Raw genomic sequence first — 26,424 nt, forward strand, 5'->3', positions numbered from 1 at the left:
GAGGTTATCGTGTTATTGGCTCGGCGTTTAAAATAGACTGATCGTTACGGTGTTGTTTCCAAAACTTCGAGAATAGGTGCTATCCATTCGGGTGCCGGTTGATAAAGCTTGGTGATTTTACCTTCAGTAGCGCGTAATATCAGCGCGGCTTCCGCACCGTCGATGGAGTTATCGTACAGATACAAACGATCTACCCACGGCGCAATCACGACGCATTGGGCAATAGAGCGAAAGTAGCGATTGATGATTTTGGGGATGGGCACATCATGTCCTCCCTGCATGACCCGTCGAGCTACACGCGAGGCATTGATGGATGGGTCGGCGGTTGCGACGAAAAACACCCGGATGAAATAACCTTGTTGGTGTGCACGATATAGGAATTCGACTTTATCCGGTGCGGAAAACACTGTTTCAAAGGCCATGCTTTGGCCATTAGCTAAACAGTCTTCCCGAAGTTGGGATGCCAACTGGGCAGCTTTAAGTATCGCGTCTGGTGAATTCCAATCGCCAAATTCATCACGAGCGATAAAGTCTGGGTTAATGTATCGACATCCCGCAAACCATTCGTGGGCAAGTCCTCGTTCCGTTACCGTGGTTTTGCCTGCGCCATTGGGGCCGGCGATGGCTAATAATCGTGGCTTTTGTTCGTTTGCTGGGTTCATGGGTGCGCCGCTTGACAGGCGCTACGAACCTGATCGACGGTTTCCAACAATTGCCGACGCATCCAGATATCGGATTGTTGTTTTCTGGCCATGGCTAGATCCAGTGCTTCTTTCATCACGATCTGTAATTCCGCATCGGTGGGCTCTGTTTCCGGTGCCATTAAGTCGCGGTTTTTTGTCATGTTTGCCATAGTTTTCGGTCCTAATGTTTATTAATAGGGTAAAAATCGACTTACCTAATATATCCGGAGGGTCGTTTTCAACATGTATGATTTTTAGCATTTCACCGATTGAGATGCAGCAGGTCGCGGCTGTCAAAGCAATCAGCGGTGTCGTATTGGTGACGATTGTTTTGGCAATTTCATGCATTGTTGGTATCGCTTTCTAGTTCGTCGGTATCGAGATCGATCATGGCGATATTGTAGCTGTGCAGTTCCGCCAAAAAAGCCACGCGATCCATGTCCGCAAGTACAGCCGCCATGCCTGATGAGAGTCGTTTCATTTCGAATAATTTTACGGCCATGGCAATTTTGGCTTCACGAGCAAATTGTTCAGGTGAACATTGGATTGCATCGGGCAGATTGGGCGGCACATTAACTTGGATTTGCATGAATATTTCTCCGTAATTTGGGATTTTACGTTCTGTCATCCGTAATTTGGATTGCGCCGTTACGCCCGATAATATCTAAGCGCGTTTGACTTCGTACAATCCGGGCAAGACAAATATTATATAATGAAACATCATGCCGCAGCCGTTGTGGTTGAAGGATAGTGTTCGATCATATTCCGATAAAGATCGATAACTGGAAAACACAGCTCATAATCTCCCCAAATTAATTCACCGTATTCCACTCTAAAATCGGAAAAATGGCTCGGTTCCAAATAGGCGCGAATATCGGGGTGATGCGAGCGGACAAGAAATGATGTGAAGTCGATTTCTTGACTGGTGTTATCGTCAAAAATGAGCCGGATACGATATTCTCCAGTTTGCGTTGCGGAGATTATATTAATGGGGGTGTCTTTCATTTGAGTCTCCGAGTGATACGTTCAGAGGTAATAGACTTATGCAGCACAAAGAAGTCTATCCATTTTTGGACTATTTCTTCTGCTTTGGCGGTAACAATCTCCTGAAAAAATCGCATTTCATTAGGTTCGAGTGGTGCGCGTCCAGTAACAGCGGTATAGCTGATTTCGTGAACAACGCCATTGATCAATACGATTTCCGCTCTTGATTCGCGTCCCTGACATTTGCCGTGAACATGGATAGGTTCATGCTCGTTTGCATAAAACATCACGATTAATCCGAAATACTCGTATAGTTTTGGCATGGTTTAGTTGAAATGTTTATATTAGCCATATTGCTCATTTCAAGAATAGCTCCGTTGTCGTAGACATTCTCTCGACCGGTTAACATCTGGTAAAATCCTGCGCCGACTTCGATCAATGCGCCAACCTTGCCTTTGATCGTGATTTTGCCTTTGTCGGGCATGAAGATGCTGTTGAGCATTTTCAGCAGCGTCGATTTACCGGCACCGTTGCGACCTATTATCCCAAAGCATTCGCCGCGTTTGACTTCAAACGATATATTGTCCACCGCCCAGAATTCGTCTTTGCTTAACTTTTCGGAGGTGTTGGGCAAGTGCAGCAAATCGCGGACGATATCTTCGATACCGTATAGCATAGACCGTTTCAGCGAGCGGCAAAATTTTTTGCTGACGTTTTCGGCCTTGCCCTCGTCGCGACGAAGGCGTCGCTCCCACCATGACTTGCACAACGCGGTAAGTTGCAATCTGTAGGACGTCAATAGGCCATAGCCGTATTGCGCCACATGTTAGCCTTTAATAATTCGGCGCATTACGCTAATGCTAATGCGCCCTACGCGGGCTAATGGCTTATTGTTTGAAATATATTGACTGCCAAGTGTTTTGCCGCTTCGTTGAGGCGATTGTCATTGGTCCAAAATTCCGTGCAACCATTTTCGATAGCAGTGGCTAAGTGAAGCGCATCGGGTGTTTTTATTTTATGTTTGATTCTTAAGTTTAATGCGCTGGAAAAAACGTTGTCATCAATGGGTAACCATCGCTGGTCGGCCAGAAAAATTTCGTAATCTTCAATAAGTGTTTGATTGCCGCCAATCGAGGGCTTTACCAGGGATTCGAGACGAACCAAAGCGGATACGCATAAAGTGGCATCGGGGTTATTGGCAAGATGTTGTCGGATAAGCGCGCTGAATGGTTGAACTTCTTCCAGCAAATAAATGACACAACATGTGTCAAGATAAACTAGTCGATTCATCAGTCGTTGTTCCATTCGTCTCGAATCGCGGAAATGCGTCGTTGTATTTCTTCCGAATTGTTTTTTGGACGATGCTGAAAACGGGGAGATGCCAAAAGTCTCAAAGCGCGTGAAGCATTGCCTTTTATTTCGGCTGGTGTTATATCGCGTTCGTTTGTATCACTTTCCAGTAATGTGAGCAGAGCTCTGCCTTCTAACTTGAATGGGATCGGTTCCAAGGGGTGTATCTGTCCGGTTCGGTCGATTTCAACGTGTATGGTTTTTAGCATGGTTCTATTCCTAAATGGCAATCAACGATAGCGCCGACAACAATATTCATGTGCCCGGGCAACATCGGGTGAAATCCGGCACCGTTGCGGCCTATTATGCCTGCATGGAGTGCACAAGCTTCAGGTTTTGCATAAGCTTTTTACTCGGGTAATTTATCGCGGATAGAGCGTCAAAGATACATCATACACCACCCAGAATTTGTCTTTGCGTAACTTTTCGGAGGTGTTGGGCAGCACGTAGGATGCGTTGATGGACGGGTCGGTGGTTGCGACGAAAAACACCCGGATAAAATAACCTTGTTGGTGTGCACGATATAGGAATTCGACTTTATCCGGTGCGGAAAACACTGTTTCAAAGGCCATGCTCTGGCCATTAGCTAAACAGTCTTCCCGAAGTTGGGATGCCAACTGGGCAGCTTTAAGTATCGCGTCTGGCGAATTCCAATCGCCAAATTCATCACGGGCGATAAAGTCTGGATGATGTATTGACATCCCGTAAACCATTCGTGGGCAAGTCCTCGTTCCGTTACCGTGGTTTTGCCCGCGCCGTTGGGGCCGGCGATGACTAATAATCGCGGCTTTTGTTCGTTTGCTGAATTCATGGATGCGCCGCTTCATAGGCGCTACGAACCTGATCGACGGTTTCCAGCAATTGCCGACGCATCCAGATATCGGATTGTTGTTTTCTAGCCAGGGCTAGATCCAGTGCTTCTTTCATCACGATCTGTAATTCTGCATCGGTGGGCTCTGTTTCCGGTGCCATTAAGTCGCGGTTTTTTGTCGTGATTACCATGGTTTTCGATCCTAATGTTCATTAATTGCGTAAAAAATCGATTTGCCCAATATGTCCAGTTGGGTCGATTTCAACATTTATGGTTTTTAACCCGGATGCGGTTTGTTCCTCACTGCATCTTTGCTATCAAGATTGCCGGTCGCGGCTGTCAATGCAATCAGTGGCGCCGTCTTCGTGACTATGGTTCTGGCAGTTTCATGCATTGTTGATATCGTTTTTTAGTGCCTAGGATGCGCTGAGCGATAGCGATGCGCATAAATCGCGAAAGATGCGATGCGGTTCGTACCTCACTGCATCCTATAACTCGATGCCATAAAGCATAGACCGTTTCAGCGAGCGGCAGAATTTTTTGCTGACGTTTTCGACTTGGATTAAAACGTCATCCGACATGATTTCAAGCCCGTTCCGCAATTCTCGGCATGGTGATATGAAAAGTTCTCCAGCCTAGAAAAAATACGCCAATACTGAAAGCTATCATGTAAACCAGCAGTTCCGGTTGCATCAAGGGCTGCCCCGATAACAGGTTTTGCGCCGCGATTAAAAGCGGGCTGAAGGGGTTGGCGACATTAACGATGGTGAAAGGCTCTCTGACTGGCGGCGGATACAGAATGGGGGCCAAAAACATGCCAAAGGTCAGTACCATGCTCAGCATATTGCCCATGTCGCGTAAAACCAGGTTGATGATTGCCATGATAAAGCCCGTCCCCAAGGCCATCAGCAACACTGCAATCAATATCAAGGGAATAAAGACGCTGTGCCAGGAAGGTACAAAACCATACCAAATGAAAACTACCGTTACCGGAATCAAACGTATCATGAAATCCAGCGACGCTTGACCAATGGCCGAAAAGACCAGCGCTTCCTTGGGAAAATTGATTTTTGTGACTAAAGACCCGGCATTCACCAAACTGTTGGTGCATCCGATCAGGCAACCGGCAAATAGTTGCCAGACGGATATGCTCCATAAAGCATGAACGACATAAGGCAAGTCGGTTGGCCCCATGTCGAATACCCGGTGTTTTGATAAAAAAGTGAAAATGGCGACTGTGACGATTTGCGGTAGAACCGCCCAAACATAACCCAGCATCGATTGACGATAGCGGACCGAAAAGTCCCTAATGATCAATCGCCAGATCAATTCTCGACTAGCCATCAAGTCTGAAAACATCTCCTTCCAAATTCGGGTTTTATGCCCGTTTCGGCGAGCCCTATAGATTTTGGTGTTATTGCTTTGTATTTTCATGCTCAATGATTTAAAGGATGTATAGCTCGTAGGGTACGATTTATTTCTGACCGCATCCTAAGTGCTATTGCCGGCGCCGTTGCGGCCGATGATGCCGCCAGCGGAACGGGTTATGTAACCCATACGCATAAAGCTACTCCCTTTATACTCCAAAAATAGTCACGCTCTTTCCCAAGTTCCCGCTTGGGAAACACACCCCGGAAGCTCCAGCTTCCTGAACAGGTTACCCAAGCTGGAGCTGGAGCTGGAGCTTGGGTAACAGCCTAATTGGCGCTATTTAGGACAAACGCAAGGGCGTGGTAAACTCGGCCCCGCCGGCAAACAGAGATTTCCCATCAAAGACTTATGTGCTCCCCCTTAGAAAGACACTTCCGGGGCTGCGTTTGGTTTGATGAGCGGTTGGCCGAATATTTACGTTTTTCTTCATTTGGCTTATTGACTACGACAAGCTACTGAGTGGCTCCGATTTTTTTTGAGATAAAAGTTTCTGAAGCTTGGAAACAAGGAATAATCTAGCGAATACGACACAAGTGATAGACTTGGTATTGCCATGATAAAGGCCAGATAGTTAGAGCCAAGGCCTGAAATAAGCGCAGTGGTACCATGTAAAAAGGAGGCCGTACTATCCAGCTTCGAGACAGCACATGCAAGTCTTTCCATCGATCTGTAATCTCCAGGCCAGCCTCTTCGAGCATTTTTCGCCACTCATCAAGAGACCTAATTGTTTCCCGTACTGTTTGTTGTTGAGTACCGCGATAAATACCAAAGCGATACGTAGGAAAACCTGCGTTGGGTACCAGAATCACTAGTTTAGCATTGGGTTTTGCAACCCTCGCCATCTCCCGCAATGCCGCTGGTTGGTCTAGAAAATGCTCAAGCGACCCGAGACAGGTAACGATATCAAATGAGTGACTATCAAAAGGAAGTTGCTCAGCAATACCCAAGAAAAAAACACCCTCAGGTAAGCGACGCTGGCACGCATCTATAGCTCTTTCGGATATGTCGATACCACTTATATCCGCACCATGTTGTGCTACCGCTGCAAGCCAACTCCCAGCACCACAAGCAACATCCAGCAATCTGTCCCCTGGAGCCAAATGTAACCGCTTTATCAGTTGCAAGGCATGGCAGGAAGGGTGAGATACAGTTGATTTGATTTCGTGATAATAAATTTCGTCATAAAACTTTGCGATTTGTCGGTGTTCATCTTGGCTCATAATGAATTAGTCTTGTTGTTATGCTTTGGTGCAGCTAAATTAGCAATAGATGCAAAATATTGATTAGCTATTTGTTCCCAAGAAAAATGCTGATGGCAAAATCGTTTTGCTTTATTGCCCACCCGCTGTAACTCGGAGGGATCTTTCAAAAGTTCGCTTATCTTTTGGATATAAGCAGCGGCATTTTCCGGCTCCAACAACCAACCGTTTTGATTTTCGGTAATTGAGTCTTGCAGTCCTTCCAGATTTGAACCGAGAACGGCCAGGCCATGAGCGTTGGCTTCCAAGACTGCAATACCGAAGCCTTCCATATCGCCAGTAACTTTAATGTTTGGCTGAATAAACAAATCCGCGTTGGCAAACAACAAGCCTTTTAGTTCCTCTGTTGTAAATCCACAGCAGAAAACACTTTTTTCAAGGCCATATTCTTGAATACTTTTATCGATGATAGCCTTTTCTGGCCCATCCCCAGCAACAATGTAAATGCATTGATCCTGTATTTTGGTCATTACGTTCCGAATAAACCAACTAACGCCCTTACGCTTTACTAGCCGGCCGAGAGTAAACAAAATGGCTTTGTTTTCCGTATCTACGCCCAACAATTGGTCGAGTTTTTGTCTATCCCTGAATGGCTGCATTTCCACTTGGTGAACACCGTTTGGAATCACAGTTAATTTAGATGCCGGCAAACCTTTTAGAATAGCCGCCTCGGAAGTTGCTTGACTGACAGCAATGAGCCGATCCATATTAGGCAGGAAAAACCTAATCCAAAAAAACTGGTACACAGGATTACCATAGGTAATATCCAAACCGTGAATAATACAAATTACCGGTGTGTTCGGTCGGAACAATTTGATGAACCAACCCAAGACACCGAGAAGACCGTCTCCAAGTAAAATTACATCGCTTTCTTGAAAGCAAAATAGTACCTTGAACATGGCTAAAGGCAAAAAAAAGGGTAAGGCTTTTTTACCCTTACGATTTAAAATCGACTGTACAGGAATTATAGCGCGTAATGCCGCAAACAATGCTTGGTTATGTTTTTCCAACCCCCCCACGACAGGGGGGTAAGCTCTAGATATAAAAAGAAGTTTCACTCTGGGCAATTAAATGGTGGTTATTCAAAGCTCTTTTCCGCTATTTTCCAAACCCCGATTGGAAAATTCTGACTGCATACTCTTGCTTTCCGGCTTCGTGAAACTGGAGCTTTTCTAACTGTATTCCAAGGCAATGAGCGTAGGAACGAAAAGGTACTGGCGTGCTTCAATCTTTTTCCGCATGGCGATAATGCAACGAAGAAACCTGCTCGGACAGAATTCCAATCAAAAAAATGAACAACGAGGCCAAAAACAATACCGCACTCATATTGGTAAACCGACCGCTGGTTATGAATGTGTAAGCGTAATAAGACGCACCCGTGATAAAAACTAAGAAACTTAACGGCAGAAACAAACGCATCGGCGAAAACAGCGCACCGATTTTCATGATAATGACAAAAAACCGAATGCCGTCCCGCAATAATTTGATATGACTTCTGCCCTCGCGTTTACCGGCATGAATCGGCACATAGGCCACCGGAAAACCGGATCGGAAAAAAGCCATGGTACTGGTGGTCGGATAGGAAAAGCCGTTCGGAAGCAAATAGAGAAACCGGCGAAACTTATCGGCTTTGACCGCACGAAAGCCGGAGGTCAAATCTTCAATCCGATACCCGGTCATGACCGACGCCAACTTGTTATAAAACCCGTTCGCGAAACGCCGCAACCAAGACGCATGCGTTCTTGCATGTCTCGCACCGACTGCCATGTCGTAACCGGCATCAAGCTTAGCCAGTAAAGCGGGGATATCTTCCGGATCATGCTGACCGTCCGCATCCATGAATACCAAGATATCGCCGCCGGCGTTTCTGGCTCCGGTTTTAATCGATGCGCCATTGCCTTGGCTGTAAGGATGACTGATGACCTTGGCGCCGGCTTTGGCCGCTAATTTAGCAGTCTTATCGGTAGACCCGTCGTTGACAACGATAATCTCGGCATCGGGCAATAAGTGCTTCAATCGCCGTAATACCACTGCAATATTTTGCGCTTCGTTCTTGGCCGGTAAAACGACGCTGATAGAATTGTCCCGTTCCACCCTTCCAGCATAGGCATGCATGCTCAACTTATCCATATCAAATCACCGTTAGTATTAATCGTTTCCACGCTCCAGCGTTCATCGTTATATAGTGTTCGCACATGAAATTTCGTTTTTTTAAAACCCTCACCCCAGCCCTCTCCCAATGTGGGCGAGGGAGTATAATGCCGAAATTTGATGTGCGATAGGTATATTTAGCGCACCTTGCTCCGATATCGCGATCTGGGGATCGCTCCCACAGAGCACCCGACGCTTTGTGGGAGCGACGCCTTCGACGCGATTTCGAGGCCGAGAGCGTCAAACGACAATAATAGATGTCGAGGACTCATTGGCTAAGTAACTGTTTAAAACCTGCCTCCCGATTTTATCGGGCGAGTTACTTTAAGCAGCGTAGCCCCAAGATCATATTGGCAAAAAGCTGATTCCCCACTTTGCCGCATTATTGAGCGAACAGCCAAAACGGATCGTGAAAACAAGGGAAAATCTCAAATGTAAGGGCTGACCACGATTATTATGATCATATTTTTAAGATTCCTCACTCAATAATTCCGCAACTTGTTTATTTAAATAACCTGCAAAGTCTTTTATGAGACTTAAATTGTTATGTGCAGCGACCAATGCGGAATAAAAAATATCCGGATCGTCAATGTATTCGTGAATCATTCTGTTTCTTAGCTGGCGTAATGCGATCCATTGCTCCGCAGACGTTAACCAGCCATATTTTTCAGCTTTGTCCAGGTTAACCAGTAAAGCCTTGGGGAATTCACCCAGTGCTGTGAGCAGTGCGGGTAACAACTTATCACCTAGTGTGTCCTGAAGACGACCAAAACGACTCGAAAATGCTTCTATTTTGAGCGCATATTCAGGTGTATGCGCCAGGTTTTCTATGCTGGCCCTATTAAATGAAGAAGAAAAAACTTGTTGATCGGCATAATCCAGATGCTCAATTTCTTTTTCAATCACGCGCACTAAAAAAGCTAATCTCGCTTGTATTTCGGCTGCAATTTTCATAATAAAACGCCTTGCTCGCGGGCTATGCGGTGAATCTGTTGTTGATTCAAATTTGGCGCGTCTAATAGCAGATCGATTTTTCTTTCGTTACCTAATCGGTAGATTATTTTAGCTTCTGCTTTGATCATCTTTTCTACCGGCTGGTTTGTCGGGGACGAAAGGGTCACAAGCAAATCAATATCACCGCCTTTGGCGGCATCATCCACTCTGGAACCAAATAATCGAACCACTGCTTCAGTGCCGAAAACTTCAGTGATCGTTTCTTTGATAACCTTAATTTCGTTTTTTGTTAAACGCATAGGCTTTTGTGCTCAGTTAACGTTCATCCTAAAAAGAGCAGTTGGCGTATGTTGTGGGCCGTTCGTGCTGAGCAATGTCGAAGCATGGACGGCCCACAACATACTCACCCTTTGGGTGAATGAAAAATCCCGCTCGCCCTTCGACAGGGCTCTCCTGAGCGTAGCTGAAGGGCTCAGGACGAACGGGATTTTTCATAGCCCAACTGCTCTTTTTATGTTCATTGTTCGCATCTATGGGGAACTCCTGCGGAACGGGTTTGTAACCCGCCCCCAACGTTTCGGTTTTCCCTAAACATTTCGGCTTACTTCGGCCAAAGTCAAAATGTTTAGGACGGGGTTGCAAACCCCGTCCTGCGTCATTACCGGCTTTTCCTTATTCCCACAAATGACTCAAACTAAATGAATGCTCGGCAAACGGATCGGCGCTGACTTGATCGTCATCCTTTAAACTATGCTGCAACAGCCAATGGCCTTCTTGTAAGCGATACGTTTCGAGCGTATGCAACACCGGATCAATCAACCAACAATAAAACACACCTAGACTGGCATAAATCGGCATTTTCTCGCTGCGATCGATTTTGGCGGTTGCAGGCGATAAAACCTCGCAGACCCAATCGGGCACGATTTCAAACCAAGCCGTCTCAGGCAGTTGCGGCATGCGTTGTTTACGCCATCCTGCAAGATCCGATACCAAAACATGACCGCCGATGTGCAATTCCGGCTCGTCAAGTATCCACCAACCACCCGGACTACCCCCTCTTTGAAAAGGTCTAAACAATTCACCACCCAACGCCGAACAAGTCAAAGCATGCGTCGTCGCGGGCCTCGGCCGCACTTCCAAGCGTCCATTGATGATCTCACCGATCATATTTTCGGGCAAAGCCAGAATATCGTCATAACTGGGTAATTTAAGCGCGGGATTAGCCATGTCTGCCTAACTTTTCCAAATCACACATCAATTAGCGTCTAACTGATCGACCATCGGGAGTATAGCATAACGGCATAATTCGGCATTGGGTTGCCGCAACTCCTGGCGGGACGGGTTATTTAAACCGCCCCAATATTTCGGTTTACCTTAAACATCTCGGATTGCTTAGTCCACGGTCGAAACATTTAGAATTGGGTTGCCCTCTATCCTGCCAAAGCTGAAGCTTGGAAAAAAGATATAATACTTTCACAGTCTCAGAAGAGTGGAAACAAGTGAATTACTCGGTTTTTACTGAATCTAACTCTTCAAGCAAAATTTGCTTAATACGTTCGACTTCATAACGATAATCCGGCTTAATATCCAGAGGTAGAATGTTTGTGCCGGGTTGTGTTTGTATCAACGATTCTACTTTCTGTAAATGTTCTAAAGCTTCCTGAAAGTGCCTGTGGGAACCCAAAATTCCGACCTGCACCAAACCATGCTCTATGTTTTTTTCCATATCCAAAACCCGGTTGAATGCATCGACGGCTAGCTTCGGCTTTTTGAACTCCGCATAAACTCTGCCCTTGAGATGATACATTTGAAATCGCAGACGCGAGTTACGTTGAACGGATGGGTTGTCATTAATTAAAGTATCCAACAACTGTAATGCTTGCAATGCGCTTACACCCTTACACTCAGGACTGGACATAATTTGAATGGTAGATTGCAGCATATTAAATAATTGCGGGACGTAATCTAATTTACCGGTCTGATTCCGTATCTCGGAAAACTCACTCTCGGTCACTTCGTCGAAACGACACTTTAAGATCAACCAATGCCACTGCAAATCCAGATTATGGGGAATTTCATGTCTGGCTTGGGTCAGTAATGTCAAAGCGGCTAAGGGTTGATCCGCCTGCTCCATTTGCAATGCCGCAGTGCGTTGCGCACGGGAAGAATGCGGATTACGCTCAGCCCAAAATAACGTCAACTCCAGCGGGTTACCCCATAATTGACTGCGTTGATAAGTAAATGCGGCACAAATGGCTAAAAACAAATAACTACCGATTCGGAGCATACGCCTATCCACCCGAATCAATAAACTACCGAGCGGTAAAAACAAAAAAATAGCCGGTAAATAATTACGGTGCTCGAAGTAAAGCTCCAATCCGATTGTAGTGGACTCCAAAACATGCCCGGCCAAAAAAAACAACCAAGATAAGCTCAGTAACGGCCAACGCTTACGCATGGCAATCGCACCGAATAACATCAGCGACAATGCAACAACGCTGTACAGAGTCTTTGGAGGTGCCAACAACCCGGTGGATAACTCGATATTCTCGTTCAAAAGCCCCGGATAAAACATACGCGGTATATATATATGATATAAATACCCAATTACAATCCGGCTTTCGGTAAGCAACCTTTGCGGTAAAGTAAACGTGCGGTTATAAAAAGGATGATCAAGCGTATAGGGATTAAAAACGTAAATCAGATAAGCGAAAATAGCGAGGCTAGGTAATAAAATAAATGTAATTTGCCAGAGCTTGTTCAGCGGCGCCACTCCGCTATAGGGATGACGAAAAACGCATAACTCGACCATCGCGATCAACAACGGCAACAATATACCGTTTTCCTTGCTCAACAGCGCCAGCAAAGTACCCAAGACCACCGCGCTGGTCATATATGCATAGGCGCGACGGGATTCCTCCGCCAACAAACGCCGGCCCTTGACATAAAGCCATAAACCTAATATCGAAAAAAAAGCCGACAGCATTGCCATGCGCTGAACGACATATAGAACGGTCGAGACCATGTAGGGATGCAGCAACCATAATGCGGCGACCAGCAAAGCCGCATTATTTAGGCGGCTAGAGGGAAGATAGAAGCACAGTAATAATTGCCGGCATAACAAGTACAAAAAAATGCCGGAAAGTCCGTGCAACAATACATTAGTCCGTTTAAACGGAAAAGGATCGGTTGGCCAATCGGTTCCGTCCAACAAAAAGCTAAGAAGGCTTATCGGTCGCCCGGTCGGGCCCGCAATGCCCGAAGAAATATACTTGAGAAAGGTGTCTAGATTTCTGACGCCGTTGTATTCACCGAGCTTGTTGAGATTGGCATAGTCGTCAAATAAAAATCCACCCTTTAAGCCAGGCCAATAAACGATAGCAACTAAAATCGATAGCCCAAATAACAATAAGAAGTGGGGACTTCGGTTAGACATTGTATTTGTTTGTAATGGCCAATTTTTATAAAACCTTTCTAGACTATGTTAACTATTAGAAAACCGTGATAGATAGATATTTCTTCTATAAACTGAACTTCATAACAGCTAACATATTAATTAATGTTAAAAATCGTCGTTTATTTCATTTGTTAACCGTCCACATTCTCCAAATAAAAAAGTCCACCTTATAGGCGGACTTTTTCTTTATCTCGAAAGTGCTAATTAACGACAACTTGAAGGCAGATATTTTGCCGGTAAATTAGAACCAGTCTTACATGTCCAGATTAGACTTCCTACAGTAGTTGTAGGCGATAGCAATAATGTAGAACCATCAATTTGTGAGCTAGCTTTTCTTGGATCAGTACTACTATACGTGATAGTCACTAGTCCGTTCGCAACCGCTACTTGACTGACATAATTACCCGTAATGTCTGCGGCTGCAGGGATACCAAACGCACCACTATCAGCACCAGTTAAAGTACCACGATCGCTCCAAAACTCAGAAACTGTAGTTTTCACCCCCCCTGCTAAAACAGGACCTTCAGAAACTTGGGCTCGAATTGTGTAATCCTGATAAGCCGGCAGCGCGACCGCCGCCAAAATACCGATGATCGCGACCACGATCATCAGTTCGATCAAGGTAAAACCTTGTTGTGTTTTAAATTTTTGCATGGTAACCACCTCTGTGTTGGTAGAAAAGTTCGAATTGAATTCAGTTAAGATAATGCATGCGCCATGCCAACTTTGCAAACAAGAACCAGGGTGTTTGTATATCAATGCGTTAGGCGTGTCTCTTTTCGGTGAGCGGCGCGATTCAGTTGCTCAGATCGGAAATTCTACTCGGTACGACTTTCTAAAAACGGCGGTTTATGACAATTTTGGTCAGTCCTTTCGTTCTATCGCCGATCGGGTCGCACAAACCCGACCGTAACATTTATACCATTTTCGGAACGGGGTTTATAGCCCATACGCATCAAGCTAAGCACAGAACTCCGCCGCTAAATCGCTACAGGCCTCTTCCGGCGAATCTAAAAAGCGTAGCCCGGATGGAGCATGGCGCAATCCGGGAAGCCCGGAGCCACGCTATTCCCGTATTCCGCTACGCTGCATACGGGCTACATGCCATCTTAGCCAATGTGACTTCGATACCGTTTATCCTAAAAAGAGCAGTTGATAAGTGTTGTAGACCGTTCGTGCTGAGCCAAGTCAAAGCATGAACGGTCTACAACACTTACACCGGATTGGTGAAGCCTCAAACTACCGTTCACCCTTCGACAGGGCCCTCCTGAGCGTAGCCGAAGGGGCCCTCCTGAGCGCAGCCGAAGGGGCTCAGGGCGAACGGTAGTTTGAAGCTTCCAACTGCTCTTTTTAGGTTTATTGTCAGCCAACGCTCCCGTCTCCGACATCGCGATCAGGGGATAGCTCCCACAGCCGAGTAGGTCGGGTTAGGCGATAGCCGTAACCCGACGTGCCACCGCCCCCCTGTCGGGTTACGCTAACCCGACCTACGCCACTACCTTTGCGGCAGGGGTTTATAAGGCTATGTTTGTGTTCCGTCAAAATTGAGGCACGGAGCAGGTTATTCAACCCACCCCAAACGCTTTATGCTTACTTTGGGCATGGCTGAAACGCCGATGACGAGTTTATAAAACCCGCCCAGGGGATTATTAGCGAGCGCTACGAGAGAACGCCCGCTAAGGAATCGGAAAGGGTTGCGCTTTTTGCAATCCGGCGCCGAAGGAGTTTCGGCATCGGTTATTGGATTATTTGCCGTATTTTCTACGGAATTTGTCGACTCTTCCTGCGGTATCGACGACACGTTGTTTACCGGTATAAAAAGGGTGGCATGCTGAGCATACCTCAACTTGAAGATCCTTACCCAATACGGACCCGGTTTCGAAGGTATTGCCGCAACCACAAGTGACTGTGATTTGTTTGTATTCTGGATGAATGTCTGGTTTCATGTTTGCTTCCAAATTACCCGTTAGTGGGCCACGTACTTATTAATGAACTGCGTATGATACTGTTTATATAAGTGAATCGCAATATCAATTTTTGGTCGATTCCTTATGGTGCTTGTTTCTTTCTCCACGCCGGGCGGGGTATTTAACACATACCGAATGTTTCGATTTACGTTAAATATTTCGGTTGTAATTATTCATACTCCCCTATCGTTCTCTCGCTCCAGCGTCACCGCCATTAAGTTAAACACCACAGAAATAAATAATGCTTGCATTCAGGCTCTACTGTGCATCAAAAGCTTGCCATCCATGGCACTGGATTCCGCCAATCCCTGGCGGAATGACGCGTTATTTGCTTAAGTTGGCGCATATGGGTTGTGCCGGTCTCAGGAAGCTGGAGAGATTTTGAAAGTATTCAATATTACGAAATAACCATGAAGAATACGAAGCCACACGAAGAATTAAATTTTTGATTTTATAGTCTTTTTCTTCATTATCTTCATGCTCTTCATGGTAAATAAATTGTTTTATGATGTATTCACCGATACTTTCACAGTCTCTGGAGCGTTGGAAATCCCGTATTCCTCGTCCTGCTTAGAAAACCATCGCCAAACGGCTAACTTCGCGCGTAGCGCCTCATTAACACCAGCACCAAAACGATTGCCGGCAATCCTACCGATGCGGAATAAACGAAAAATAATTCGTAACCGTAATGTTCAACCACTATTCCGGAAAAGCCGCCTAAAAGTTTCGCGGGCAGAGTCATCAGCGAACTGAATAAGGCGTATTGAGTCGCGGTATAGGCCTTACTGGTCATACTCGATAAGTAGGCTATGAACACCGAGGTCGCAATACCTCCGCTGAGATTATCGGCACTGACGGCGCTGGCAAGCAAAACTAAGCTGGGCTCCGAGACGGCGAGCAGCACGAACAGTAAATTGGTCGCGGCAGCCATCACTGCGCCGAGCAACAAAGGCTTCATGATGCCATAGCGGGCCACCAATACGCCGCCGAGCGAGGCGCCGGCGATGGTCATGAAAAACCCGAAAATCTTGCTGATGTCGGCAATTTCTTTTTTACTGAATCCGATATCCAAATAAAACGGGTTCGCCATCACGCCCATCGTGATGTCGCTCATTTTATAAGTCGCGATCAGCACCAGTATCATCAAGCCGAATTTGCCGTTTCGCGTGAAAAACTCGACGAACGGGCTTAGCACCGCATCGGAAAACCAAGCACCCAATCGATCCGGCCAATTTCGGCGCTCCGCAACACCTAGAGCGGATTCCACTCTTCGCGCCAATTTCCGCGCCTCTTGATCTTCGTTAGGGAGCGGCTCGTCAATGATCAGCGTGGCCGCGACACCGACCAGCATGCAGGCAGCCATCATTTGATAGGCAATCGCCCAATCGAAATAATCAGCCAGATAAAACGCACCGGCCCCGGCTACCAGCAATGCAATCCGATAGCCGAGCACATACATCGCCGCCATCGCGCCTTGATATTCGACGACGACCGCTTCGATTCGATAAGCATCGATGACGATATCTTGGGTTGAGGAACAAAACGCCACCCAAACGGCGAATATCGCAATCCATTGCAATTGCGATTCGACATCGGCGCTCGCCATGCCGATCAGGCCAGCCGCAATACCCAATTGAGCCAACAACATCCAACTACGCCGCTTGCCGAACCACTTGGTCAACCACGGCAGCGGAAGCGTGTCGACCACCGGCGCCCAAAATACCTTGATGGAATATGTCACGCCGACCCAACTGAAAAAACCGATGACGGACAATTCGACGCCGACATCGCGAAGCCATGCCGACAGCGTCGAAAAAACCAATAGAAAGGGAAGACCGGCCGAAAAACCGAGAAAAACCATACCCAGCACGCGAGGCCGGGTATAGACAAGAAAGGCTTCGCGCCATCCGCTCTTGACAGCCGTCATGCCACCGACCGGCAATCAAACCACGAAGCGTCAACGCGAAGCCGAAGCGCCATGATTAGCCGTTCACTAAATAGTGAGCGAAAATACTGGCCGCATAACCGGCGGCGATCGCCGGCGTCCATTTTAGATGACTGAAGAAAGTGTACTTATGATTAGACTGCCCCATCAACGCTACACCCGCCGCCGAACCGATCGACAGCATCGACCCGCCCACACCGGCGGTCAACGTAACCAGCAACCATTGGTATAAATCCATCTCCAAGCCCATGTTCAATACCGCGAACATCACCGGAATGTTATCGACGATCGCCGACATCACACCGACCAGTATGTTGGCCGAGGTAAATCCGAGTCCATCGTACATCGCCGCCGACATCAGTTCGAGATAGCCGATATAACCTAAACCGCCTACCGCAAAAACCACGCCGAAGAAAAAGAACAGAGTATCCCATTCGGCATCGCGCACTTTATTGAAGATATCGAATTCATAATCTTCGTTGCTACGATAGAGCGTAGTGATATGAAAACCGTACAACATCAAGATCGAAAGACCGAACATCATGCCCATGAACGGCGGCAAATGCAGGAATTGTTTGAAACTAACCGCAGATACAATGGTCAACGCAAACAGCACGCAAACCGTTACCGCGCCCGGTTTCAATTCGATCGCCGCTTCGTGAACCGCTTCTGGCTGCTCGTCGGGCACCGCGAAATGCATGAAGGCGGCCGGCACTAAATAATTGACGGTTGATGGAATAAACAGCGCGAAAAAGTCGAAAAACTCGGCATAACCCGCCTGCCATACCATTAGCGTGGTGATATCGCCGAACGGACAAAACGCGCCGCCGGCATTCGCAGCAATCACCAGGTTAATTAAACCGATCGTAATGAATTTGTCGTTTTTCTTGCCGACCGCCAATACGACTGCACCGACCAACAATGCCGAAGTCAGGTTATCGGCAACCGACGACAAGAAGAATGTGATGATGCCGGTAATCCAAAACAGCTTACGATAACTGAATTGCTTTCTGACCAACCAGGAACGCAAGGCTTCGAAAACATTACGCTCGGCCATCGCGTTGATATACGTCATAGCAACCAGCAAGAACAGCATCAAGGCCGCGTATTCTTTTAGGTTATGCTCGAAGGCTTCGTGCAATTCTTCAGTTGAAACGCCTTTCGAGGACGCCAAAACCGCCGCATGCGCCCAAATAATCCCCGCCGCAAAGATGACCGGCTTGGATTTTTTCAATCCGGTAAACTCTTCGGCCATCACGAAACCGTAAGCGATGACGAAAATTAATACAGTATAGATACCTCGCTCGGTACCGGTTAGATCCAGGTTTTCAAACCCGCCTGCCAGCGCCAGCTCCGGCAAACACAAAGCCAGCATCACAAATATAAGCCGCAACAAAAGAACCCCCTGATTAGTAAATTATTGGAAAAACGAACGTTAAAATTTTTAAAGCGGGATATTATAACCGCATAATAAACTTTGTCATTTTATCCGTGTCGGTATAATATTGCCGGTTCATTTATTCGCCCCCTTACGGCGCTTTTCCAACAGCTCATCCTCACTATGTACCAATACACTCAAGACGATCAAACGCTCATTGATGAACGTGTCGCCCAATTCAGAGGCCAAACCGAACGCTTCCTGAAAGGAGAACTCGACGGCGATCAATTCCGCGCGCTTCGCTTAATGAATGGCTTGTACATTCAAACTCACGCGCCGATGCTGCGCGTAGCCGGCCCTTACGGCCTGCTGTCGTCCAGGCAATTGCGCAAATTGGCCGAAATCGCACGTAAATACGACAAGGGCTATTGTCATTTTACGACGCGCCAAAATATTCAATACAATTGGCCCAAGCTCGAGGAAGTCCCGGACATTCTCGCGGAACTGGCTGAGGTTCAAATGCATGCGATTCAAACCAGCGGCAACTGCATGCGCAATACGACGACCGACCCTTTGTCCGGCGTGTGTAAGGATGAGATCGAAGACCCGCGCCCCTATTGCGAAATCATTCGCCAATGGACTACGCTGCACCCCGAATTCGCGTTTTTGCCTCGCAAGTTCAAGATCGCTGTCAGCGGCGCCCTGCACGACCGGGCTGCGACGCAATTTCATGATATCGGCCTGCATTTGGTTAAAAACGATGCCGGCGAAGTCGGCTTTAAAGTTTTCGTCGGAGGCGGCCTAGGCCGCACGCCGGTCATCGGACAAGTCATTCGTCCGTTTCTGGAAAAAAAGTACCTATTGTCTTATCTGGAAGCCATCGTCCGTATCTATAATCTATTCGGGCGCCGCGACAATAAGTACAAAGCCAGAATCAAAATTTTGGTCAAGGAAGAAGGCCTCGAAAAGATCGCTGAATTGGTCGAGCAAGAATGGCGGTTGAACAAAGACAGTCTCGAGCTGAGCGACGAACGTATTGAATCCATTAAAGCCCAATTCGCACCGCCGGCTTACGAAACCGATGCCGGCCTTGACGGCAGTTTCAATGATCGGCTCCATGACAATCCGGCTTTTGCAACTTGGGTCCAACAGAATACGGCCGATCACCGCGTGCCCGGTTATTGTGCGGCCTTCATTTCTCTGAAAGCACCCGACGCCCCTCCCGGCGACATTACCGATACGCAATTGGACTTGGTCGCCGATTTGGCCGACCGCTTCAGTTTCGGCGAAGTCCGCAGCACTCATAGGCAAAATTTGGTTTTGACCGATGTCAAGCAGGCGGATTTGTTCACCTTATGGCAGGAGCTCGACGCCGCCAAGTTGGCCACGCCGAATATCGGCTCCGCGACCGACATCATCTGCTGCCCGGGCCTCGATTTTTGCTCTCTGGCCAACGCAGGCTCCATCGGCATTACCCGCGAAATCAATCAGGCCCTGGACGATCTTGATTACTTGCACGATCTCGGCGATATCAAGATCAACATCTCAGGCTGCATGAACGGCTGCGCGCATCAAAGCGTCGGCCATATCGGGATTCTCGGCGTCGATAAAAAAGGCGAGGAATGGTATCAGATTACGCTGGGCGGTTCGTCCGAAAACGAAGCCGCAATCGGCGATAGATTGGGCCCCTCGGTTGCCAAGGATCAAATCACGCGGGCCGTGCAAGACATTCTCGATGTTTACATCAAGCAAAGACAAGAAGACGAGTCTTTCTTACATACCGTTAAACGCGTCGGCATTACGCCATTCAAAGAGCAAGTTTATGCAAATCATTAAAGATAAAAAAATCACCGAAGACAATTGTCAATTTGTCGCCGATAATCAAGACATCCCTCAATCAGGCGATATTACCGTTTCCGTATCTCGTTGGCTGAACGATAAAGACTCTCTGACTCGGCGCGGCGGACAAACCGGTCTCAGAATTCGATCGACCGATACGCTTGAAGACATTGCCGGCGATTTAGCCGGAATGCCTTTGGTCGAATTGGACATCGCGATGTTCGGCGACGGGCGCTCGTTCAGCCAAGCTTGGTTGCTGCGCAACCGCTATCATTACCGCGGCGAAATTCGTGCTGTCGGCAATTACTTGATCGATCAGATATTTTATCTGCACAGAACCGGCGTCGACGCCTTTCAATTGGATGAAAGCAGAAAGCCGGAAGACGCGCTGGCCGCATTGAACGATTTTTCGGTGGCTTATCAGCCGTCGGTCAATTAGCCGCTTCTCAGCTCTTACCCCGTAATTATTCCCCCCTATCGTTCCCACGCTCCAGCGCTCATCGTTATACACATCTTACGCTGTTTCCCAAACTCTGTTTGGGAAACCCGTCTCGCAAGCTCTGCTTGCCGGCTTCGGGAAGCTGGAGCTTCCAAGACTTCATGCCCAAGCAGAGCTCTCATCGTTATACACATCTTTATGTGAACCACGTCATTCCGGTATGGATTGCCGGAATCCAGGCTACAGGGATGTATTGGCCTTGCCATCCCTAGCACTGGATACCCGCTTTCCGGCGGGTATGACGGGACTTGTGTATAACGATGAGCGCTCCAGCGTGGGAATGAAGACCGAGACGCTCTAGCGTCTCGTAAAGCTGGATCGACACTCAGGCATTTCCACGCAGAGCGGTTCGCTCTTTTCCAAGCTGGAGCTTGGGTAACAGCATAACAATCTCGGATCTCCCTCACCTAACGTTCGGCTTCTCCGCTTCCCGCCCGGTGATCAGCCGGGGATTTTACCCTTGGATTTGGATAAAATCGAAACATAAGGGTGCGCATCGCGCACCTTTATTCTAACCGCAGACTTTTTTCATGACTTCGCCGATCTCGGTGGGCGAACTGACCATTTCGACGCCGGCCGCTTTCATCGCGGCGATTTTGCTTGCCGCCGTACCTTTGCCGCCAGTCACGATCGCGCCGGCATGTCCCATGCGTTTGCCGGGCGGTGCGGTTTGTCCGGCGATATAACCAACCACCGGCTTTGTGACATGCGCCTTGATATATTCGGCCGCTTCCTCTTCCTCGCTACCGCCGATTTCGCCAACCATGACGATGCCGTGCGTTTGCTCATCGGCCTGAAAACGGCTGATCACGTCGATGAAATTCATTCCGTGAATCGGATCGCCGCCGATGCCGACGCAAGTGCTTTGCCCCAAGCCTTCGCGCGTCGTTTGATGCACCGCCTCGTAAGTCAATGTCCCTGATCGCGACACGATACCGATTTTGCCAGGCTGATGAATGAAACCCGGCATGATGCCGATTTTGCATTCGCCCGGCGTGATGATGCCGGGACAATTCGGGCCGATCAATACCGTATCGGAACCGGCCATCGCGGCCTTGACGCGCAGCATGTGCAATACCGGAATACCTTCGGTTATACAGACGATCACTTTGATGCCGGCATCGAAGGCTTCCAATATCGCATCGGCCGCATAGAACGGCGGCACATAAATCACCGTAGCTTCAGCCTGCGTTCTTTGCACGGCCTGTTCGACCGTATCGAACACAGGCAAATCGCAATGAGTCTCGCCGCCGCGCCCGGGCGTTACGCCGCCGACCAACTGTGTGCCGTATTCGAGCGTTTGCAACGAATGGAAAGTGCCTTGTTTACCGGTAAAGCCCTGACAAATGACTTTCGTTGCTTTGTTTACCAAAATGCTCATACACCCTCCGCCAATGCAACCACTTGTTCGGCAGCCTTTGCTAGGTCATCCGCCGCCACTAAATTCAATCCCGACTCCCGCAATAATGTACGCCCCGCTTCGGCATTCGTGCCTTCGAGCCGAACCACGACCGGAACCTTAACACTAACCTCCTTGACTGCGGCTAAAATACCTTCGGCAATCACGTCGCACTTGACGATGCCGCCGAAAATGTTGACCAGCACGGCCTTGACGTTCGGGTCGGCCAGAATCAATTTAAACGCTTCGGCGACTTTTTCGGTATTCGTGCCGCCGCCGACATCAAGGAAATTAGCCGGACTTCCGCCTTTCAATTTCACCAAGTCCATCGTCGCCATCGCAAGGCCCGCGCCGTTGACCATGCAGCCGATGCTGCCGTCCAAGGTAATGTAATTGAGCCCGAACTGCTGCGCCTTATGTTCCTTTTCGTCCTCTTGCCCCGGATCGCGCATCGCGGTAATGTCCGGATGCACAGCGACCGCGTTGTCGTCGAAATTGATCTTTGCATCGACCGCGATCAATTCGCCCGAGTCCGTCGTCACAAGCGGGTTGATTTCGATCTGACCGGCGTCTTTTTCGAGCAACAGCTTATAAATACCGGCCATGATTTTTTCGAGACTCTTGAATTGCGTAGACTCAAGTCCGAACGCAAATGCGACTTTGCGGCATTGATAAGGCTGAAGCCCGGCAGCCGGGTCGACTTGAAACGAAATGATGCGGTCCGGCGTTTTTTCCGCAACTTCTTCGATATCCATGCCGCCGGCCGCCGATGCGATAAAAATCACGCGTTCGCTGCCCCTGTCAACCAATGCGCTCAAATAAAACTCGCGATCGATTTGTCCCGCCTTTTCGACATAGAGTGTCTCGACAGGCAAGCCTTCGGCACCGGTTTGCTGCGTCACTAAGCGCGTGCCCAACAATTTACGGCTGAATTCGGTAATCTCGTCTAAACTTTTGGCGATATGGACGCCGCCTGCCTTGCCCCGCCCGCCCGCATGAACTTGCGCCTTGACGACCCAAGCCTTTCCGCCGAGTTCGCGCGCAACTTGTTCGGCATGCCCCGCCGTTTCAGCCGGACTGCCTTCCGGCACTGGAATGCCATAGAGTTTGAACAACTGTTTGGCCTGGTATTCATGGATGTTCATCGTTATTTTCCGGTGGTTATAAAATTACCTGATATCTTGCTTACATTTCGGTCTAATTCGAAAATATAGCTTTCACATTAGACCGGCAAGCAGACTCCCGTATTTATCCTGCTTTTGACTCGAAATTACTGTAGGTTTATTTTAACCAAGCCGCAATAAAACACCATGCTTAATGAACCCAAACCGGAAAACAAATCCGATATTATCTATCCTTGTCCATTTTCGATGGGATACGGCATCCCGCGCCAACAAGCCTGGCTGCTATTAAAAGTTTTCCTGACTTACCGGCTGATTCTGGCTTGCTTATTCGTGATGTTATTCTTTAGCCGACTCGGTCCCGGCACGGGAGTCCGTCACGACGAATACTTGTTTATCGCCAGTGGCAGCAGTCATTTGGCGCTGACGATCATTTCCGGCTTTTTTTTGTTGCGGCGATGGATTAGCTATACCGTTCAGGCTCAAACGCTCATTTTCACCGACATTATCATCATTACGCTGATCATGCACGCTTGCGGCGGCATTAACAGCGGCGTCGGCATCTTACTCGCCGCATCGATCGCCGCAAGCGGACTCTTAATCGGCGGGCGATGCGCGCTGCTATTCGCCGCCATTGCCAGTTTGGCCATTCTTACCGAGCAGATTTACGCGTTCCAAACCCATAGCTTCAGAGATACCGCCTATACCTATGCCGCTATGCTCGGCGCCTCATTCTTTACGATCGCAATGCTAGCCTATGCGCTCGCGCAACGAACCGAACAATCCACCGCGCAGCAAAAAACCATCAATCAGCTCGAGGAGCTCAGCAAATACATCATTCAACATTTACAATCGGGCATTATCATTTCCGATCGCAACCATCAAATACGGATGAGTAACGAAGCCGCCGCAAGGCTTACCCAATGCTCAACAATGCCCGATCGTCTACATGCTATTTCTCCATATTTAGCGGAAGCTTTCTCGTACTGGCTGAACGACCCCAGCCAGGATTTCGCCGTAATTCCCTTAACGGACGGCAGCGAGATGCAAACCCGGTTTACAGCGCTTCCGACCCGGCACGAAGCGCTCAACATGATAATTTTAGAAGATATCGCGTTTTACAATCAGCGTTTACAACAAAGTAAACTCGCCTCTCTAGGGCAATTAACCGCCAGCATCGCTCATGAAATTCGCAACCCGCTTGGTGCAATCAGCCATGCAGGACAACTGCTTGCGGAAAACATCGAATTATCGAACGAAGACCGGCGCCTAACCGAAATTATTAGAAATCATTCGACTCGCGTGAACAAAATCATCGAGGATATTTTACAATTGTCCCGGCGTAGCGCTTCGTTACGTAAAAAAATCGACTTGATTAAATGGTTAGACGACTACATTGAGCAGTTCTGTGCTGAAAACGGTTACGCACGCGATCTTTTCACCATGACGACCGAATCGGAGCAAGCGCAAGCATTGGTGGACAAAGGCCATTTAAAACAAATTCTCGACAATCTGTGCCAAAATGCCTTGAAATACGGCAGCCCCGAAAAAAAACTAATCTCCTTGGCAATCCGCCAACATGAACAAATGCTCTGTATCGAAGTAATAGACTCCGGCTCCGGCATCGACCCAAGCCACCGCAAGCATCTGTTCGAACCTTTTTTTACGACCTCGGCACAAGGAACCGGTCTGGGGCTTTATATTTCGAAGGAATTAGCCGAATTGAATCAAGCCAGGCTAAGCTATCATATTACCGACCGGAACCAAAGTTGCTTCCGGCTCTGTTTACCGAACGCCGAACAAACTTTGATTGAAATATGAAACACCCCTTGACTTTAGTCGTCGACGACGAGCCGGACATCAGAGAGCTTTTAAGCATTACGCTCAAGCGCATGAACATCAATACCTTGTGCGCGGAAAATGTCGCCTCGGCTCGCCAGTTGTTGCAACAACATCCGTTCGATCTTTGCCTGACCGATATGAAATTACCTGACGGCAACGGGCTCGAATTGGTCGAATACCTCCAAAGCACGGGCAACACGATTCCGATTGCCGTGATTACCGCACACGGGAACATGGACACTGCGATCAAGGCAATGAAAGCCGGCGCCTTCGACTTTATCTCGAAACCGGTCGATTTACCGGTGCTTCGGCAAATCGTCACGAAGGCCTTACAATTAGGCCCCGATGCCGACACCAAGGAAAGACGCACACGACATATTTTATTGGGAGAATCGGAGCCGATGCGCCAAGTCCGGTCTAAAATCGACAAATTGGCACGTAGCCAGGCGCCGGTCTATATCAGCGGCGAATCGGGGTCGGGTAAGGAATTGGTGGCGCGCTTGATTCATCAGCAAAGCCCGCGTAGCGATAAACCTTTTGTTGCCGTAAACTGCGGCGCAATTCCGCCCGAACTCATGGAAAGCGAGTTTTTCGGACATAAAAAAGGCAGCTTCAGCGGAGCAATTGCCGATAAAAAAGGTTTATTTCAAGCGGCCGAGGGCGGTACGCTGTTTCTCGATGAAGTGGCCGATTTGCCTCCCTCGCTGCAAGTCAAATTGCTCCGCGCGATTCAGGAAAAAAAAGTTCGCTCGGTCGGCGAGCAACACGAAACGCCGGTCGATGTTCGCATCCTGAGCGCCACGCATAAAGATTTGAATCAATTGGTTCAGGAAGGGGTTTTTCGGCAAGATTTATACTACCGGATCAATGTCATCGATCTCAATATTCCGCCGCTTCGCGAACGAGGCGATGATATCGCGCAACTGGCCGAACATATTCTAGCCTCGTTAAATAGTAACAACGCTTATCAAGTCCAGCTCTCGCAATCGGCGCTGACTGCATTGAAACACTATCATTTTCCGGGCAATGTTAGGGAACTCGAGAATATTCTGGAGCGCGCCGTTGCGCTCAGCGACGGCAAAACGATCGATGCGGACGATTTAAATCTACCGATTAATCCGGACACCGTCCCTGATGCGCCCATGTTCGATCCATCTAAAGCGTCGTTGGAAGATTATTTGGAAGATATCGAGCGAACCGCCATTACTATCGCACTCGAAAATAACCGATGGAATAAAACCGCAGCGGCAAAAGAGCTGGGGTTATCGTTCCGATCATTGCGTTACCGATTAAAAAAACTGGGCTTGGACTAGGCCTGTCGAAAAAATGCCCTTTTAGCCAATTCCAGAGTTCT

At 48.1% G+C, this 26,424-nt stretch carries 29 protein-coding genes; 4 read left to right on the top strand and 25 right to left on the bottom strand.

Annotated elements, in window-relative coordinates; all coding sequences use genetic code 11:
- Positions 1-44: 44 nt before the first annotated feature.
- The 23 genes from ACINK7_RS18030 to nhaD form a co-directional block, all read right to left on the bottom strand.
- Positions 45-662, bottom strand: a complete 618-nt coding sequence (locus tag ACINK7_RS18030) for a zeta toxin family protein (protein ID WP_404357420.1) — start codon at positions 660-662, stop codon at positions 45-47.
- Positions 659-853: a hypothetical protein gene (locus ACINK7_RS18035; protein WP_404357422.1), complete on the bottom strand. Its 195-nt coding sequence runs from the start codon at positions 851-853 to the stop codon at positions 659-661. Before ACINK7_RS18035 ends, ACINK7_RS18030 begins: the two co-directional genes overlap by 4 nt.
- Positions 854-1,023: 170 nt before the next feature.
- Positions 1,024-1,272 (bottom strand): UPF0175 family protein, encoded by a 249-nt coding sequence (locus ACINK7_RS18040; RefSeq protein WP_404357424.1) that lies wholly within the window; start codon positions 1,270-1,272, stop codon positions 1,024-1,026.
- A 131-nt stretch (positions 1,273-1,403) separates the two neighbouring features.
- Complete coding sequence (locus tag ACINK7_RS18045; RefSeq protein WP_404357426.1) at positions 1,404-1,688, bottom strand: hypothetical protein; 285 nt, start codon at positions 1,686-1,688, stop codon at positions 1,404-1,406.
- The gene (locus ACINK7_RS18050) at positions 1,685-1,990 is read right to left on the bottom strand and encodes a DUF4160 domain-containing protein (protein WP_404357428.1); all 306 of its coding nucleotides are present in this window, start codon (positions 1,988-1,990) and stop codon (positions 1,685-1,687) included. The genes ACINK7_RS18045 and ACINK7_RS18050 overlap by 4 nt, the downstream gene beginning before the upstream one ends.
- On the bottom strand, positions 1,960-2,490 hold the full coding sequence (locus ACINK7_RS18055) for an ATP-binding cassette domain-containing protein (RefSeq protein ID WP_404357430.1): 531 nt from the start codon (positions 2,488-2,490) through the stop codon (positions 1,960-1,962). The genes ACINK7_RS18050 and ACINK7_RS18055 overlap by 31 nt, the downstream gene beginning before the upstream one ends.
- Before the next feature lie 56 nt (positions 2,491-2,546).
- A complete protein-coding gene (locus ACINK7_RS18060; protein WP_404357432.1) occupies positions 2,547-2,957 on the bottom strand; it encodes a type II toxin-antitoxin system VapC family toxin in 411 nt (136 codons plus the stop codon).
- A complete protein-coding gene (locus tag ACINK7_RS18065) occupies positions 2,957-3,226 on the bottom strand; it encodes a hypothetical protein (RefSeq protein WP_404357434.1) in 270 nt (89 codons plus the stop codon). Before ACINK7_RS18065 ends, ACINK7_RS18060 begins: the two co-directional genes overlap by 1 nt.
- Positions 3,227-3,379: 153 nt before the next feature.
- Positions 3,380-3,589, bottom strand: coding sequence for a hypothetical protein (locus ACINK7_RS18070; protein WP_404357436.1), 210 nt, complete (start codon positions 3,587-3,589; stop codon positions 3,380-3,382).
- A 14-nt stretch (positions 3,590-3,603) separates the two neighbouring features.
- On the bottom strand, positions 3,604-3,828 hold the full coding sequence (locus tag ACINK7_RS18075; RefSeq protein WP_404357438.1) for a hypothetical protein: 225 nt from the start codon (positions 3,826-3,828) through the stop codon (positions 3,604-3,606).
- Complete coding sequence (locus tag ACINK7_RS18080; protein WP_404357440.1) at positions 3,825-4,019, bottom strand: hypothetical protein; 195 nt, start codon at positions 4,017-4,019, stop codon at positions 3,825-3,827. The genes ACINK7_RS18075 and ACINK7_RS18080 overlap by 4 nt, the downstream gene beginning before the upstream one ends.
- Positions 4,020-4,413: 394 nt before the next feature.
- The gene (locus ACINK7_RS18085; protein ID WP_404357441.1) at positions 4,414-5,262 is read right to left on the bottom strand and encodes an ABC transporter permease; all 849 of its coding nucleotides are present in this window, start codon (positions 5,260-5,262) and stop codon (positions 4,414-4,416) included.
- 512 nt (positions 5,263-5,774) lie between these two features.
- Positions 5,775-6,479, bottom strand: a complete 705-nt coding sequence (locus ACINK7_RS18090) for a class I SAM-dependent methyltransferase (protein ID WP_404357443.1) — start codon at positions 6,477-6,479, stop codon at positions 5,775-5,777.
- Positions 6,476-7,576, bottom strand: coding sequence for a glycosyltransferase family 4 protein (locus ACINK7_RS18095; RefSeq protein WP_404357445.1), 1,101 nt, complete (start codon positions 7,574-7,576; stop codon positions 6,476-6,478). Before ACINK7_RS18095 ends, ACINK7_RS18090 begins: the two co-directional genes overlap by 4 nt.
- A 166-nt stretch (positions 7,577-7,742) precedes the next feature.
- Entirely contained in the window at positions 7,743-8,648 is a 906-nt protein-coding gene (locus tag ACINK7_RS18100; RefSeq protein WP_404357447.1) for a glycosyltransferase family 2 protein, read from the bottom strand.
- Positions 8,649-9,137: 489 nt separating this feature from the next.
- A complete protein-coding gene (locus tag ACINK7_RS18105; RefSeq protein ID WP_404357449.1) occupies positions 9,138-9,623 on the bottom strand; it encodes a hypothetical protein in 486 nt (161 codons plus the stop codon).
- A complete protein-coding gene (locus ACINK7_RS18110) occupies positions 9,620-9,922 on the bottom strand; it encodes a nucleotidyltransferase domain-containing protein (protein ID WP_404357451.1) in 303 nt (100 codons plus the stop codon). Before ACINK7_RS18110 ends, ACINK7_RS18105 begins: the two co-directional genes overlap by 4 nt.
- A 373-nt stretch (positions 9,923-10,295) precedes the next feature.
- Entirely contained in the window at positions 10,296-10,850 is a 555-nt protein-coding gene (locus ACINK7_RS18115) for a Uma2 family endonuclease (RefSeq protein WP_404357453.1), read from the bottom strand.
- A gap of 277 nt (positions 10,851-11,127) precedes the next feature.
- Positions 11,128-13,059 (bottom strand): hypothetical protein, encoded by a 1,932-nt coding sequence (locus tag ACINK7_RS18120; protein ID WP_404357455.1) that lies wholly within the window; start codon positions 13,057-13,059, stop codon positions 11,128-11,130.
- A 225-nt stretch (positions 13,060-13,284) separates the two neighbouring features.
- Positions 13,285-13,734, bottom strand: coding sequence for a pilin (locus ACINK7_RS18125; RefSeq protein WP_404357457.1), 450 nt, complete (start codon positions 13,732-13,734; stop codon positions 13,285-13,287).
- Between the two features lie 1,091 nt (positions 13,735-14,825).
- Positions 14,826-15,026: a 50S ribosomal protein L31 gene (gene rpmE, locus ACINK7_RS18130; protein ID WP_084685514.1), complete on the bottom strand. Its 201-nt coding sequence runs from the start codon at positions 15,024-15,026 to the stop codon at positions 14,826-14,828.
- Positions 15,027-15,639: 613 nt separating this feature from the next.
- Positions 15,640-16,974 (bottom strand): AmpG family muropeptide MFS transporter, encoded by a 1,335-nt coding sequence (locus ACINK7_RS18135; RefSeq protein ID WP_404357459.1) that lies wholly within the window; start codon positions 16,972-16,974, stop codon positions 15,640-15,642.
- 55 nt (positions 16,975-17,029) lie between these two features.
- The gene (gene nhaD / locus ACINK7_RS18140) at positions 17,030-18,367 is read right to left on the bottom strand and encodes a sodium:proton antiporter NhaD (RefSeq protein WP_404361474.1); all 1,338 of its coding nucleotides are present in this window, start codon (positions 18,365-18,367) and stop codon (positions 17,030-17,032) included.
- Positions 18,368-18,553: 186 nt separating this feature from the next.
- On the opposite strand from nhaD, the gene ACINK7_RS18145 reads away from it, so the two are divergent.
- A complete protein-coding gene (locus ACINK7_RS18145) occupies positions 18,554-20,206 on the top strand; it encodes a nitrite/sulfite reductase (RefSeq protein WP_404357461.1) in 1,653 nt (550 codons plus the stop codon).
- Positions 20,193-20,648 (top strand): DUF934 domain-containing protein, encoded by a 456-nt coding sequence (locus ACINK7_RS18150; RefSeq protein WP_404357463.1) that lies wholly within the window; start codon positions 20,193-20,195, stop codon positions 20,646-20,648. The genes ACINK7_RS18145 and ACINK7_RS18150 overlap by 14 nt, the downstream gene beginning before the upstream one ends.
- Before the next feature lie 571 nt (positions 20,649-21,219).
- Here the strand turns inward: ACINK7_RS18150 and sucD are convergent.
- Both sucD and sucC read right to left on the bottom strand, forming a co-directional pair.
- Entirely contained in the window at positions 21,220-22,089 is an 870-nt protein-coding gene (gene sucD / locus ACINK7_RS18155; protein ID WP_404357465.1) for a succinate--CoA ligase subunit alpha, read from the bottom strand.
- The gene (gene sucC, locus ACINK7_RS18160) at positions 22,086-23,252 is read right to left on the bottom strand and encodes an ADP-forming succinate--CoA ligase subunit beta (RefSeq protein ID WP_404357466.1); all 1,167 of its coding nucleotides are present in this window, start codon (positions 23,250-23,252) and stop codon (positions 22,086-22,088) included. The genes sucD and sucC overlap by 4 nt, the downstream gene beginning before the upstream one ends.
- A gap of 165 nt (positions 23,253-23,417) precedes the next feature.
- On the opposite strand from sucC, the gene ACINK7_RS18165 reads away from it, so the two are divergent.
- Positions 23,418-25,049, top strand: coding sequence for a sensor histidine kinase (locus ACINK7_RS18165; protein WP_404357468.1), 1,632 nt, complete (start codon positions 23,418-23,420; stop codon positions 25,047-25,049).
- Positions 25,046-26,383: a sigma-54-dependent transcriptional regulator gene (locus ACINK7_RS18170; protein ID WP_404357470.1), complete on the top strand. Its 1,338-nt coding sequence runs from the start codon at positions 25,046-25,048 to the stop codon at positions 26,381-26,383. Before ACINK7_RS18165 ends, ACINK7_RS18170 begins: the two co-directional genes overlap by 4 nt.
- Positions 26,384-26,424: the final 41 nt, after the last annotated feature.

The sequence above is a fragment of the Methylotuvimicrobium sp. KM1 genome, assembly GCF_044788715.1.
Taxonomy (GTDB): domain Bacteria; phylum Pseudomonadota; class Gammaproteobacteria; order Methylococcales; family Methylomonadaceae; genus Methylotuvimicrobium.